At 40.5% G+C, this 13,623-nt stretch carries 18 protein-coding genes; 4 read left to right on the forward strand and 14 right to left on the reverse strand.

The features are described 5' to 3' along the window. Positions 1-9: 9 nt before the first annotated feature. The 8 genes from DTOX_RS15870 to DTOX_RS24940 all read right to left on the reverse strand — a co-directional run bounded on the left by DTOX_RS15870 (position 10) and on the right by DTOX_RS24940 (position 5,215). Positions 10-306, reverse strand: coding sequence for a lasso peptide biosynthesis PqqD family chaperone (locus DTOX_RS15870; protein WP_015758701.1), 297 nt, complete (start codon positions 304-306; stop codon positions 10-12). 29 nt (positions 307-335) lie between these two features. After that, on the reverse strand, positions 336-1,286 hold the full coding sequence (locus tag DTOX_RS15875) for a phosphoenolpyruvate carboxykinase (ATP) (RefSeq protein WP_015758702.1): 951 nt from the start codon (positions 1,284-1,286) through the stop codon (positions 336-338). Between the two features lie 45 nt (positions 1,287-1,331). Then, positions 1,332-2,006: a response regulator transcription factor gene (locus DTOX_RS23940; RefSeq protein ID WP_015758703.1), complete on the reverse strand. Its 675-nt coding sequence runs from the start codon at positions 2,004-2,006 to the stop codon at positions 1,332-1,334. A 287-nt stretch (positions 2,007-2,293) separates the two neighbouring features. After that, positions 2,294-2,779, reverse strand: coding sequence for a hypothetical protein (locus DTOX_RS15885; protein ID WP_015758704.1), 486 nt, complete (start codon positions 2,777-2,779; stop codon positions 2,294-2,296). A gap of 46 nt (positions 2,780-2,825) precedes the next feature. Beyond that, the gene (locus tag DTOX_RS15890) at positions 2,826-3,284 is read right to left on the reverse strand and encodes a helix-turn-helix domain-containing protein (RefSeq protein ID WP_015758705.1); all 459 of its coding nucleotides are present in this window, start codon (positions 3,282-3,284) and stop codon (positions 2,826-2,828) included. A gap of 155 nt (positions 3,285-3,439) precedes the next feature. Further along, positions 3,440-4,111 (reverse strand): response regulator transcription factor, encoded by a 672-nt coding sequence (locus DTOX_RS15895; RefSeq protein WP_015758706.1) that lies wholly within the window; start codon positions 4,109-4,111, stop codon positions 3,440-3,442. Between the two features lie 53 nt (positions 4,112-4,164). Next, positions 4,165-4,668, reverse strand: coding sequence for an IS630 family transposase (locus DTOX_RS24935; RefSeq protein WP_242652418.1), 504 nt, complete (start codon positions 4,666-4,668; stop codon positions 4,165-4,167). A gap of 19 nt (positions 4,669-4,687) precedes the next feature. Further along, the gene (locus tag DTOX_RS24940) at positions 4,688-5,215 is read right to left on the reverse strand and encodes an IS630 family transposase (RefSeq protein WP_042315521.1); all 528 of its coding nucleotides are present in this window, start codon (positions 5,213-5,215) and stop codon (positions 4,688-4,690) included. A gap of 733 nt (positions 5,216-5,948) precedes the next feature. Between DTOX_RS24940 and DTOX_RS15910 the strand changes: the two genes are divergently transcribed. From DTOX_RS15910 to DTOX_RS15920, 3 genes are all read left to right on the forward strand, one after another. Then, a complete protein-coding gene (locus DTOX_RS15910) occupies positions 5,949-6,185 on the forward strand; it encodes a putative Se/S carrier protein (protein ID WP_015758707.1) in 237 nt (78 codons plus the stop codon). A gap of 117 nt (positions 6,186-6,302) precedes the next feature. Continuing rightward, entirely contained in the window at positions 6,303-6,602 is a 300-nt protein-coding gene (locus tag DTOX_RS15915) for an ACT domain-containing protein (protein ID WP_015758708.1), read from the forward strand. A gap of 10 nt (positions 6,603-6,612) precedes the next feature. Beyond that, the gene (locus DTOX_RS15920; RefSeq protein WP_015758709.1) at positions 6,613-7,971 is read left to right on the forward strand and encodes a PFL family protein; all 1,359 of its coding nucleotides are present in this window, start codon (positions 6,613-6,615) and stop codon (positions 7,969-7,971) included. Positions 7,972-8,067: 96 nt separating this feature from the next. On the opposite strand, the gene DTOX_RS15925 is transcribed toward DTOX_RS15920, so the two are convergent. From DTOX_RS15925 to DTOX_RS15940, 5 genes are all read right to left on the reverse strand, one after another. After that, complete coding sequence (locus DTOX_RS15925) at positions 8,068-9,732, reverse strand: recombinase family protein (protein WP_015758710.1); 1,665 nt, start codon at positions 9,730-9,732, stop codon at positions 8,068-8,070. A 115-nt stretch (positions 9,733-9,847) separates the two neighbouring features. Further along, positions 9,848-10,261 carry a hypothetical protein gene (locus tag DTOX_RS15930; RefSeq protein ID WP_015758711.1) on the reverse strand — a complete coding sequence of 138 codons (414 nt, stop codon included), beginning with the start codon at positions 10,259-10,261 and terminating at the stop codon, positions 9,848-9,850. Between the two features lie 23 nt (positions 10,262-10,284). Beyond that, entirely contained in the window at positions 10,285-10,455 is a 171-nt protein-coding gene (locus tag DTOX_RS24505) for a hypothetical protein (RefSeq protein ID WP_015758712.1), read from the reverse strand. Next, positions 10,456-10,719, reverse strand: a complete 264-nt coding sequence (locus DTOX_RS24510; RefSeq protein WP_015758713.1) for a ribbon-helix-helix domain-containing protein — start codon at positions 10,717-10,719, stop codon at positions 10,456-10,458. Further along, on the reverse strand, positions 10,703-11,149 hold the full coding sequence (locus DTOX_RS15940) for a hypothetical protein (protein WP_015758714.1): 447 nt from the start codon (positions 11,147-11,149) through the stop codon (positions 10,703-10,705). The genes DTOX_RS24510 and DTOX_RS15940 overlap by 17 nt, the downstream gene beginning before the upstream one ends. 135 nt (positions 11,150-11,284) lie before the next feature. Here DTOX_RS15940 and DTOX_RS15945 point away from each other — a divergent pair, with 135 nt between their 5' ends. Next, positions 11,285-12,967 carry a recombinase family protein gene (locus DTOX_RS15945; protein WP_242652449.1) on the forward strand — a complete coding sequence of 561 codons (1,683 nt, stop codon included), beginning with the start codon at positions 11,285-11,287 and terminating at the stop codon, positions 12,965-12,967. Here DTOX_RS15945 and DTOX_RS15950 read toward each other — a convergent pair. Continuing rightward, positions 12,945-13,295 (reverse strand): reverse transcriptase family protein, encoded by a 351-nt coding sequence (locus DTOX_RS15950; RefSeq protein WP_174260366.1) that lies wholly within the window; start codon positions 13,293-13,295, stop codon positions 12,945-12,947. The two genes, DTOX_RS15945 and DTOX_RS15950, sit on opposite strands and share 23 nt — an antisense overlap. Positions 13,296-13,623 lie beyond the last annotated feature (328 nt).

Consider the following 13,623-nt stretch of genomic DNA (forward strand, 5'->3'; position numbering starts at 1 on the left):
GCCAAGAATTTATTTAACCGTTTGAGCAATATCAACAAGTCCTTTATTATAGAGTCTACTTACAAAAGACAATACATCACGCTGACAATTTCCTTCATCCACATCGTATTCTTTTATCAGCGCTGTCACTAACTCTTGCACTGTATTGGGCTGCTCCAGCAAAAGCCATATACTGCTGCCGATACTATTTAGTCCATATATCTCTCCTTTTTCAATATTTAGCATATATTTTTCCCCGTTCATACCTGCGACTACCAATCCTTTAGCCTTAGCTATAGTACTACCCAGTCCGATTTGCAACCCCATATCTCACAAACCTCTTTCTGTTTTTAGTATTATAAATGCGCTGCAAGCGAGCAATCAGCTATGTCCTGATTTATTAAACGTACCTGTTCCTCCAGAGAAAACAGCCCTTCAGGTCTGGTCAGACGGGAAACACTTACCTGTCTTGCTACAGCTATACATAGTTTAAAATAAACCTCCATTAACCCTAGCCCTTTAATTAGCCAGCAACGGTAAGTGTGTTTCAATAACACTGCCAGTTTATCCATACCCCAAAGTGGCTTAAGTGTCACATCACGGCAACTTTCCGCTCTAAGTTCGTATACAGCAACCAGTGAAACAGGCGATTGGATGAAGCCATTATGTACAGGAATACTATATTTTTTCTTCTCAATCCCATTATAAACCGGTGCCAGTTGTGCAGTATCAAGCCCTATTTCTTCTGCACTGTCCCGCCACAGTTTCTGCTGTGGGTAGGCGGATTGCACCAATGCAGCACCATCGGATTTTAGTGTCACCGCCGCCACGTCATCTGTTAAAAAAGAATAACCACGTTGTCTGAAGGCAGCTAATAGTGTAGATTTACCTGCACCTGATGCCCCTGTAAAAATTACACCGCATCCATTGATAACTACAGCACTACCATGTATAGGCAAAATTCCTCTCTGCAGAAGCAAAGCTCCAAAAGAAGTGCCTAATAGAAAGAGGCGTACAATATGCTCTTCAGTCCGCTTAGCAGGATTAACAACGATACGGTTTCCATTTGTAACGTAATAACGGCCTATACCCTGAACTTGAAAAAGAAATTGGTTTTTTGCAACTTGATAGGTGTCAGTTTTCTCAACAGGGTTTAAAATATTGATAGGAACTTTACCATAACTAATACAAATATCAGGTGTACAAATAGAAGCAGGTAAAAGCTCTGGCAATAAAAAATCTGACATTATGTAAAGGCCAAAAGCTGTATAAAAGAATTTATCACTATTGCAGTTATTCAGTAACATACCATATACCCTCCTGATGCGCCACAATAAATGGATTCTGCTTATTTAGATGCAGTTAGTTATTAAACCGTTTTTATAAGAGTAAACTATGGCCTGGGATCTATTTTGTTGTCCAAGTTTACGTAAAATATTACTAACATGGGTTTTTACTGTTGGTTCACTGATAAATAGCCTTTTGGCAATCTCTCGGTTAGAAAGGCTTATAGCTATTAACTGCAATATTTCCATTTCCCTGCGAGTTAAGGTATTACCATTGGCAAGATTACCTTTCATAACATAGTTATTTGTTAATTCTTCATCAGTTTCAATAAATGAAATCATTTTTTTTAAGGAAGCAGGTATGTAAAACAATCCGGCAATACAGGCCAATTCAACAGCTTTTACTAAACAACCCCTTGTAATTCCTTTTTGTATACAACTATCCACGTATTTAAGCATCTCTTCATATATACTCTCACAATGCTTTTTTTCCAGTAAGGCAAATACTAATGTAAAAGCACAATTATTTTTTAACTGCTTAATCTCTTCGATGTATTTTTTTTCATCATCAAATACATCAAATAATATAACATCTGGTTGAAAAAAACTGGCTTTATCATTTATCTCCGCTAATGGAAAACTACCCAGCACGTTAAAAGCGCTTTCCGAAGAAAAAATAGCTGACAGGCAATTTCTAGAATAAGGATTTTCACTCATTATAGCTATACGAATATTACCCATTTATCTATACACCTTCCCACACATATAATTCTAATACTAAGTTTAGAAGACAATATAATCTTTTGATATAATACCATAAAGGCCATAAAGCATGTATTATCCACAGGTATGATTAATATTAGTGAAAACTCATACCTGATATTAGTTATAAAATAAAATGACTAATCTATATTTAACAATTTTAATCCTCTCGTAATATAAAATACATACTTAACCAATAGCTTGCATATAATTTATAATACCAGGGTATGACTATCTCCCTGGTATTATAAAAAATCTTGTATTCCTCAATACAACTCATTTAGTTTTTTATTAATATTATGCAAAACTATTTCAAGACTTTTATAAAGAGTATTTGGCAGTTTGCAACCTAAAAAGTTAGTAGCATTAACAAAACTTAATATCACTGCAACCCTAAGTTCCTCCATATAACACTTATTTTCTCTTGACAACATATATATGGTCTCTAGTATTTTCAGAGCAGTTTTTTCAGGATCATAAAAATCAAGATTATTACCGTTTTCTAATATATCACAAATATACTTTGCTTCTTCTAGCAAAAATGAATTTATAATTATTATGAATGCATTAAATACTTCCGATGAGATTGATTTTTGCTCATTATGCGCTAAAAATTCATATGTACTCTTTTTATTAGTATCGTAAATAAATTGTTTTTCAAAATAATTGTTATTATCAAAATTATTAATCTCCTTTTGATACTTAACGAAAACGTCTCTCATCACTGCATTTTTAATTATTTTATCTTTCAATATTTAACAGCACCACCAATTTTAATATTTTTCATTTTGAAACAGTTTAGGATTTTAGCAGAAATATATCTTTTTTATCTTCTTGTATTTCCTTCACTATATTCTTTAAAGAACCAAGAAAGAAGAAATGTCCTGAGTAACAAATTAACTGTAACGCTTTCAATAAAAACCTTGGTAATATCGGATGTTGAAGGTAACCATCACAAATGTATAAAAACTCTTTTTGTATTTCTTGATTAATTGGTTGTTCTGAAACTATTATTATTTTTGTCCAACTACATAATTTTTTTAGTTTAATTAATATGTCGTATTCAAACTCTTCAATATGATTAATTGAAAATATTTCATAAATAAGAAAGTCCGGCTGTAATTTGACGGCTTCCTCTAGTACATCGGCACCTTCACATCCCACAATTTCAATATTTTCAATAGAATCTAAAATTAATGATATTCCTTCACGTGTAACAATATTATTTTTAATAACTATAAGTCTCATTTTTATCATAATATTTTCTCCTTATAAATAATTAAAAAACAAAAGCCCCTATAATAGAGGCTTTATTTGTTAGAAATATATATTATTTTTTATTTTCCAACAATCAACCAAAAGGATGAATTTGTTATTACAACTTCATAATTAAACACTTCACTATGTTATAATTATAAAGAATTATTTATTAGGCCAGTTGCTATAGAATATAATATAGCTTGAGCTCTATTTTGCTGGCCTAACTTACGCAGTATATTGCTGACGTGAGTCTTCACTGTAGGTAGACTTATGTACAACATACCGGCTATTTCAGTGTTTGAATGATTTTGAGACATCAGTTTCAGTATTTCCATTTCTCGCTTGGATAGGTTTTCACAACTCTCTACTACACTATTTTTCATTTTATGTATATTATTTTTTTTAGAACTGTTAAATGAAACCATATTTTTTACAAATCCGGGGAGACAAAAAAGACCCGTATAACAGGAGAGCTCTACTATTTTAACCAAATATCCACTCAAAACTCCCTTAGGTATATAACCATCTAAACCTTGATTCAATACTTTTGCGATTTCTTCCGACTTTTTATTATCTATTATTGATAATACCAAACTATATGGACACTCGCTTTTAATCTTTTTTATCAACAACATATATATTGATATATCACCTACTATGTTAATTAGTACTACATCAGGTTGTAACAAGACTAATTTATTTATCGCTTCATCAATGGAATAACCACCTAACATATCAAACATGCTTTCCAAAGAAAAAATAGATACTAAACCGCGTCTTGACGAAATATCTTCAGCTACTATTAAAATTCTGATTATATCCAAGGCAATATTCCCCCTGAACTATATAGAACCGAAATAATAAATATCGTTATAAATTAAACGCAAAGTCTCTTTTTCACATCTTCCGAACAGCATTTGATTTCCTCTAAAAACGAGTCAACAGATTTTTGAATTTCTGAAGCATTTTTATGAAAGCGATTATAAATAGCTGTATTTTTTAACCATTTCCATAACTCTTCTATGCAATTCAGATTGGGTGAGTAGGGTGGAAGAAATTTCAAAAACAGATGATCCTTATGCTCGTCTAAAAAGTCTTTAAGTAATTTTGCATGATGAACTCTTGCATTATCAAGAACAATGTAAATTTTAGAAATGTCATCTTTTAAAAAATGTGATACCAATTTTTTAAGAAAATCTTTGAATTTTTCTGCATTGATTTTGTCATAATTTACACAAAAAACTTTACCCGTATAGTAGTTTAAAGCACCGTATAATGTAACTTTTGCATGGTGTCCATAGGTCTTAATCTTTTTTTGCTCACCTTTTGGGAACCATGCTCGTTGTAAACCTTGATAGTCCCTAATGTGAGATGCATCCACATATAGGAGTATTTCACATTCAGTGAGATTTTTTTAACTCTTCCAGCTCATCTTGAAAAGCTTTTTGCTTTTCCGGATCAGCTTTGGCTAATACATAAGTGGGACGATTATAACGAAAATCCATCTTAAGAAGCATGCGCCAAACACCATCTGATGTATATTTAATGCCGTATGTATCATGAATGTAAGCAGCGAGGGTTTTACAATTCCAAGTAGTATGGGTACTAAAACCAACCTCTGATGGTGATTTTTTCAGTACCTCTTTGACCTCTTCTTTTTGTTCATTGGTTAGCCTTGGCGGTCTTCCCGGTTTTTTTGATACATGAAGCAGTTTTTCAACTCCACCTTCATTAAAGTAAGCAACGTATTTTCTTATGGTTTGTTCACTTATATCAAGATATTCGGCAATCTGCTTTGCTTGTCTCCCTTTCATGACAAGAATGACAGCTTGAACTCTGCATCTTAGTTTATATGGTGTTTCTCTTTTTATCTTATTCAAATCCTCAATGGTTAAATTTTGTGGATTGTTTAAATGCAATTTCCTCATGGTAATAATACCCCTCCCCACACTTGATTCTATTTTACAGGATAGGAGTAAAAATTACCATTACTTTATTAATCGTTTCTATATAAATACAATCTAAATATATTTACTTATACTACAGAACATTTTGCTTGCATATTAAAAAATCTGCTGCCAGTAATAGTATATTATTTGAGTGAAAAACCATCCGCGCTTCACTTTTCTATCCATTAGCTATTTTTGAAAAATCTTCTCTTGCTTTTCAGTTAAACTAAATCTTTTGTTCTTCCTTCTCATAAATCAACTTACTCCCAATAGTCAGAAGTAATGACCTAAAAAATTCTTGCACCACGATAAATGTATTAATATATTCGGGGAATACATTATAATTAAATTAACAATTCATTTGTTGATTACTTGTCTAATATATTTCTTCTATGGTATAATATGTCATAAACTGCTGTGTTTAATGAAACGAAAAATGCAAAAAATTACTTTTTCGGTATTTATAATATTTCTTCCTGTAGGTATAAAAAATGCGCGATTTTAGGTATTATTATACAATAATAATAAAATTATGTATAGATAAACATTCAGACAATTTCCTTTCATAATTAAATTAATTTAAATTTTTCTGTTATATTTTCTAATTATTTTTTATATATTGTCGAAATATAATTTCATTTACTAATTATTATGATAAAATAACTCTTGGCTTAAGTAATATCATTTTGACTGAAGGAGCTGGTTTTTCCCTATGCCGGAACAATACGGCTACATAGTTTTTCCTTCAACCCACGAAGCTATAAGAACCGAGAAGCTGCTGCAAAAACACGGCGCAGTCTTTACCATAGTACCCACACCGCGCAGCATCACAACCTCCTGCGGTATTTCCGTTCGTTTTAACCCGTCAGAAGAAAAAATCTTCAAGCAATTGCTTGAAGACTACGAGGTACAGACAGACGGTATCTACCTGCTGCCGAAAAACCGGTAGACATGTTGTAAAACAATTCATAATATTACAAAATAATAGGCACAACTATATTGAAGCAGGAAGTTGCAACTTAACGGCGAAAACTTTAAGTTATTCAAATAAAAGGAGAGAACCAGCGTGACAAATCCGGCTAAAACCGATGAGAACCAGCGTGTCATAGTAACCGTGCTGGGAGCGGATCGTGTAGGAATTATCGCCGGCGTATCCGGCATACTGGCTGAAAACAATATCAACATACTTGATATCAGCCAAACAACACTAAGAGAATTCTTCACCATGATCATGGTAGCGGACATGAAGCAGAGCAAAATCAACCTAAACACATTGAAAGCAAAACTTGCCGCATTGGGTGAAGAACTGGGAATGCGTATTGACGCCATGCACGAAGACGCCTTCCGTTTTATGCATCGCATATAGGGGGATAATAATGCTAACAATACAGGAAGTTATGGAAACCATTCTAATGGTGCAGGAAGAACATTTGGACATACGCACCATCACCATGGGCATCAGCCTGAGGGATTGCGCTGACCCCAACCCTAAAGCCGCCCAACAAAAAATTTACGATAAAATCACCCGCCTGGCTGCCAACCTGGTCAAAGCAGGCGAAGACATTGAAAACAACTACGGTATACCCATCGTAAACAAAAGAATCTCCGTTACCCCCATCTCCATGGTGGCAGAGAGCAGCACAGCGGAAGATTATGTAGGCTTTGCCGAAGTCATGGAAAAAGCTGCCGGCACAGTAGGAGTTAATTTTATCGGGGGCTTCTCAGCCCTGGTGCACAAAGGATTTACCAAAGGCGATAAAATACTCCTGGAGTCCATACCGGAAGCTCTGTCCGTAACAGAAAGAGTTTGTTCCTCCGTCAACCTGGCTACTACCAAGTCAGGCATCAACATGGACGCCGTCTGCCAGATGGGCCAGATCATCAAACAAACCGCAGAGAAAACCGCCGACAAAGACGGCCTGGGCTGTGCCAAGCTGGTCGTGTTTGCCAACGTACCTGAGGACAACCCCTTCATGGCCGGTTCCTTCCACGGAGTCGGCGAACCGGAAGCGGTCATCAACGTAGGAGTCAGCGGCCCCGGTGTAGTCAAATACGCCGTGGAAAAAGCCGGCAACGTTAATTTTGGCGAGTTGGCCGAAATAATCAAAAAGACCTCTTTTAAAATCACCCGGATGGGTGAACTGGTAGGGCGCAGGGCCGCCAAAATACTAAACGTGCCCTTTGGCATCGTGGATCTCTCCCTGGCCCCCACCCCGGCAGTAGGAGACAGCGTAGCGGAAATACTGGAAGCAATGGGCCTGGAAAGATGCGGCACTCACGGCACCACAGCGGCACTGGCCCTGCTCAATGATGCAGTGAAAAAAGGCGGAGCCATGGCGTCCTCCTACGTAGGAGGCATGTCCGGCGCTTTCATCCCGGTCAGTGAAGATGCAGGCATGATCCGGGCCGTAGAAGACAAAGCACTCAGCCTGGACAAACTGGAAGCCATGACCTGCGTTTGCTCAGTAGGTCTGGATATGATAGCCGTACCCGGAGACACCACAGCCGAAACCATCGCCGGCATTATCGCCGATGAAGCAGCCATAGGCATCTCCAACCAGAAAACCACCGCCGTAAGAATCATCCCCGCCCCCGGCAAAAAGGTCGGCGACTACGTGGAATTCGGAGGCTTACTGGGCCGGGCCCCGGTCATGCCGGTCAACCCCTTCTCCTCCTCCCTCTTCGTACGCCGCGGCGGCCGCATACCGGCACCCATACAGAGTCTGAGAAATTAAACTGATATCTAAAACTAAAAAAAATAAGGTGGGATTAGGCGCATATCCATAGGGACATTTTATGAACCGTGGGTATTGGGTGAGGCAGACAGCAGATCAAGCTGTCTGCCTTTGCTGCTGTTCGGCTATTTTCTCGGCTTCTTCTGCGAAAGCGCCGACGACGCCGATGTCGCGGTAGTGGATAACAATTTCCTGCTCCGCCGTCCTGGAGTATCGTTCTGCTCTCTCACCGACCTCAATCTTCTCGATGAATACATTAAGCAGTTCACCGCTTAGCTCATTTATCTCGGTGTACCGTTTCACCTTATCGATAAATCGGGTGACGTTGGAGATGGAGGTCTGCAGTTCTTCAATCCGTTCCGCAGTCTGAGGGATGCTTTCCTTCAGGCTTTTTTGTTCTGCGTTGTAATCTCCGGACAGCATTCTGAACTGCTCGTTGGTCACCTTACCAAGTACATTGTCCTCATATAACCGTTTGAACAAGGTGCTGAGCTCTGTGTGCCTCCGGCGCATTAATACCAGTTCTCTTTGGAGCCGTTCAATCTCACGTCGGGTTTCGGCATTGTTTTTTCTGTTGATGTACTGGATAAATAACGCCTCCTGCTGCCGTGCGAAGTGGGTTACTCTCAGTAAGTCATCCAGCACGATTGCTGCCAGATGGATTTCCCGAAGGTAGTGAGAGCTGCATTTTTCCTTACCGCGTTTCCGGTAGGTGGAGCACATGAAATTGTTTTTTACAGCGGCTATGGTGTGCGCCCGATGCAGTGTCATGACCTCTCCGCAGTCGATGCACCTTACCAGACCAGAGAACATATCCTGTTCTTCCATGTTTGTCCTGCGCTTCTTGTGCTCACGGATGTCCTGAACGATATCCCAGATTTCTTTCGTAATCAGCGGCTCATGCGTGTTTTCAAAGCGCAGATGCTCTGACTTGGGGCGCTCAATACGCTTCTTATTTTTGTAGGACAGCGTTGTGTACTGCAGATTGATGGTATGTCCGAGATAGACCTCATTTTCCAGAATGTCGGCAATGCATGCGCTGCTCCATGCGTATGGTCTGGTTACATCCACATTGGTCAGAATGATGCCGGTCTTGATGTAGTAATAGTAACCGGGCGAGTACACCTGCTCTTTGTTAAGCTGATTGGCAATCTGTGTAGGACCTTTCCCTTCGACACAGAGGCTGAAAATCCGTTGAACAATGGGTGTAACATCCTCATCGGGAACAATTTTACTTTTGGGATTATTTTCGTCTTTCTTGTAGCCGTAAGGCGCTCTGGTTGCCACACGCTCACCTCGTTCTGCTTTCGATTTAACGACCGATCGGATTTTCCGGCTGGTATCTTTAGCGTAGAAATCGTTAAAAAGGTTCACGAATGGAGTGAAGTCGTTGTCACCGTAAAGGCTGTCCACGTTGTTGCTGACGGCGATGAAGCGGACTCCGCAGCTTGGAAATATCATCTCGGTGTACTGTCCGACCAGTAAATAATCTCTGCCGAGCCGGGACATGCCCTTGACGATTATCGTCGCCACTTCGTTGTTTTCCACCAGATTCATCAGTTCTTTCCATGCAGGCCTGTTAAAGTTTGTGCCACTGTAGCCATCGTCAGAGAGGAAGAGAATATTCTCAAATCCGTTGTCGGTGGCATACTTCTCCAGCATCAGCCTCTGGTTCTGTATGCTGTTGGACTCGCCGTCACGCTCGTCCTCCTGACTAAGTCTGCCATAGAGTATTGTATATTTTAGGTTAGCCTGTATCATAATTACCTCCTTTTCATTTGGCAAACCGATACGGAATGCTGGGGTTGCGGATTGCTCCGCAATTCCAAGCATACCGAAGAGTTTGCCAGAAGTCTACTGAATTCCAGAAAGAAATTCATCTGTTTTCCTGCTCCTTATCGGTCAAGGTGAGGAGCTTGTCCGTTGGTAATGAGGCGGCGGTTTTGGGGAAAACTGACTTGATGGCGAACTTCTTTCCGGCTATCTCCATATGCCGTTCAAGGCAGATGCTGTCTGACCACTCGATTAATTCTGTATCCTCAAACAGCGGAATCAGCTTATCTTCAAGCGCGGTATCGATGATTCCGGCTGTTTCATAGCTGCCGCCAATGCCGGTTTGTAAGTAGTGCTTGTACTCGTCCTCAACCTTTCGGCGCCATACCCGCACCTTTTCTCCGCCTAGTTCCTTTGTGACCAAGTCGAATTCCGGCGTATACGGATGCCCCTTGGGAACGAGAATAATCGTCTCAGAAAACAAATATGCGTAAAAACATTCCTGCTGTGGTTTCATGGTTAACACCTCCTGTAAATTGTTTAATCCTCATCATCCCTGTCCCCCATATAACGAATCTCCGTTCTGTTTTTAATTGCCTCTCTTAGAGGAACATAGCCTCTGCTGTTGTTTACCATGCTTACGGCTTTGCCCCGAAGCTTCTGCGTATTGAGGTACGGAACCTCCATAATCGACGTCAGAAACAGATTCATCTACGCCATCTCAACTGCGATTTTATATGACAACTTGGCGAGGTGTTCCTCCAGATTTCGTATTTCGCTGTGCTGTATTTTTGAATACACCTCAGCAATCTCGCTGCCGAACTCTCGCAGCATATCGCGGCTGACGTACTCATGGATTGCCGCGTTTATGAAGTCTGAGCGGTTTTCAAACCCGAATCGCTCATGATTTTCGTCCGCCATTCGGAGCGTTTCGGTCCGCAGCGACACTGTGATTTTTTCAATCTCCCGGCTCATGAAGCGCTTCCTCCCTCCAGAGAATACCTTGATGGAAAGCATATATCCTGTCGTAGCGGATGTTACCGATGGTACTCTTTACGTCAGCAACACATTTTTTTCTGAGCTTTTCCATCAGCTCATCGGTCATGCCTTTTACCTGACCGGGGGTGACATTTGCCATCAGGGAATACTCCACGCACATCCGGAAAAGCTGACGGCAGATGCGGGCTTCGAGCTTACCCATCTGATTCTCAAGGAACGATAGCGTCGTCTTGTTAACGTATTCCTGGCTCGATTCCGACTGCAAAAAGCCAAGATAGAACTCCACTGCCTTGCAGACAAACTCGCTCCGGCTTGAGATATCATGCAGCGGATAGGCGGCGTCTGCCCGCTTTACCATGTCGGGATACATCCAGATTGGGACTTTTTCTTTCTTGTTCTCTTTCATGTAATTACCTCCGTTTTCTCTAAAAATTCCATATGGGACTTCCGTCATAGTGGCTGAATATCGGCGGTTTTTCGGCTGATGGACGTTTTGTACGTCGCCTCAGCCGGTAATATAGGGGGCTCAGGTGCACCTTCTATGAAATCCCGTAACCCCTTGTCGCGACCCGCATTGCGGGGCGATGTAAGTGGCGCTGGCTTTAAAGGAACTATGAGTGAGGCGGAACTTCATTTTTTACGCGACCGTTTGCTGGGAGGCAAGAAAAATAAAGCTCATAAAGGAGAATTGCGCTTTCCTCTGCCAGTTGGCTATTGTCACGATAAGAACGGGGATATTGTTATGGATCCGGACGAAGAGGTAAGAACTGCCGTACAAACTGTGTTTTCACTCTTTCAATCAACCGGAAGCGCTTACGGAGTGGTTAAGTCTTTTGCTCAAAACGGTCTTCGTTTTCCTAAGAGGGCTTACGGAGGTGCCTGGGCAGGTAAACTTGTCTGGGGTGAGTTGAATCATGGCAGGGTTTTAGGTATTCTATACAATCCTTCTTATACCGGAACTTATGTATTTGGCCGTTACAAATATCGTAAAAAGCTGGATGCTGACGGTATGTTGTCTTCCCATGTTGTTCGCTTGCCTCAGGAGCAATGGGAGGTAAAAATTTTTGATCACCACCCGGGATATATCACTTGGGCACAGTATGAGGAGAATTTAGACAGGTTGGCAAAAAACCGAACCAATGCTGAAGTAAGTGGCCCGGCACGTGAAGGATTGGCTTTATTGCAAGGTCTGGTTTTTTGTGGCACATGTGGCAGGCGCATGACGGTACGGTATACCGGCAACGGCGGTATTGAACCCAAATATGAATGCCGTCGTCATTGGGAAAACGGTCGTGCGGTAACTTGTTCTATTATCCGTTCTGAGTTATTGGATCAAGCTGTTGAGGCTAAAATTATGGAGGCTTTGCAACCGGCTCGGTTGGAACTTGCTCTTTTTGCCTTGGATGAGGCTTTACTGGAGGAAGATGATGTTGAAAAGAGTTGGCATTTGTCTCTGGAGCGGGCTCAGTATGAGGTTGATCGTGCTGAGCGACAGTATAATCTTGCTGAACCGGAGAACCGCCTGGTGGTACGAAGTTTAGAATCTAAATGGAATGAAAAGTTAGCTGATTTTAAAAGCCTTCAAGAGGATTATGATCGTCATCGTTCTAATCGAATTTGGCGTCCGACTGCTAATGATAGGGAAGAAATACTTGCTTTGGCTCAAAATCTGCCCTCTTTATGGATGTCTCAGACAACCCATATTAAAGAGAAAAAAAGAATTGTCCGTATTTTAATCGAAGACATTACTGTGATAAGTCAACCACGTGAAAGTAATATAACTGTAGGGATTCGCTGGCGCAGTAATTATTGTGAGTCCATCAATATTACCAAACCTTTGCCGATAACCATCCGGCGTAAACATAAAGAGGCTACGGTTGAATTAATCAATGGTTTGGCACAAAAACTCACTGATGCGCAGATTGCCCAATATCTTAATAATAATGGTTATCGTACACCTGAAAATAGATTATTCACTACTCCATCAATTAAATGGCTTCGTTATCGTTATCAAATTCCGGGACCTGGTAAAGGTGATGGCTTTACTGTAAAGGAAGTTGCTGAACGTTTCGGCGTCAGTAAGCACGTGCTATATTATCTGTTAGACAAAGGCCTGCTTAGAGGTACAAAATTTGCACCTGGCTGGCCATGGAATATTTTAGTTGACGAGGATACCGAAAAGTTGTTGTCTGAGTGGGTATTCAAATCCAAACGAATTCTTTAATTCCAAAACGTGTTTGAGGAGGAGTGCAGTATGAATAAACCATGGGTATCCCTAGAGGCCTCAGATCCTTTGTTCCAGTTTTAGGTATATAGACTCGCTTTACTGGCTGTGGATGATACGAATGTTGCTTCATTTGTACTACCAAGTCTTGAAGTTTATTTGATAAACTCTCTCCATATTTCTCCTTCATAACTCGGTCAATACCAGATGCCTTGTTTGGATCCATCTCATGATGGCAAATCTCCAGCAATTCCTCATTAATAAGATGCGCCAAAGACGTGAATTGTTCTTTTGGCTTAGCTTTAGCAACGTCAGCTATCTTTGCCAATTTTGTTATCACCTTTTTTTTCACCTCTGTGTGTGACAAGTGTGTCCTTGTCAAAGCCAATATCATGTCACTGCCTTCCCTCGATAGGCATTACCCTGTGTCATCGGTACAATATGCAGTGATCCGACTCCCTACGCGCCATTTGACTTCCTCACTTTATATCGCTTGTAGGTCATACTCCTAAGCAGAAGAACACATAGGGTCTCCCGGGTTTCCGTGTTATCATTGTATAGCATGCCTGGCTCTTAGACCCCGAGGAAGTCTCAATACACTCGCCATATCGCGTACCAAGATATAGTTTTCCGGAGTTTCGAAACCGTCAACCTTC

Source organism: Desulfofarcimen acetoxidans DSM 771 (assembly GCF_000024205.1).
GTDB lineage: Bacteria > Bacillota > Desulfotomaculia > Desulfotomaculales > Desulfofarciminaceae > Desulfofarcimen > Desulfofarcimen acetoxidans.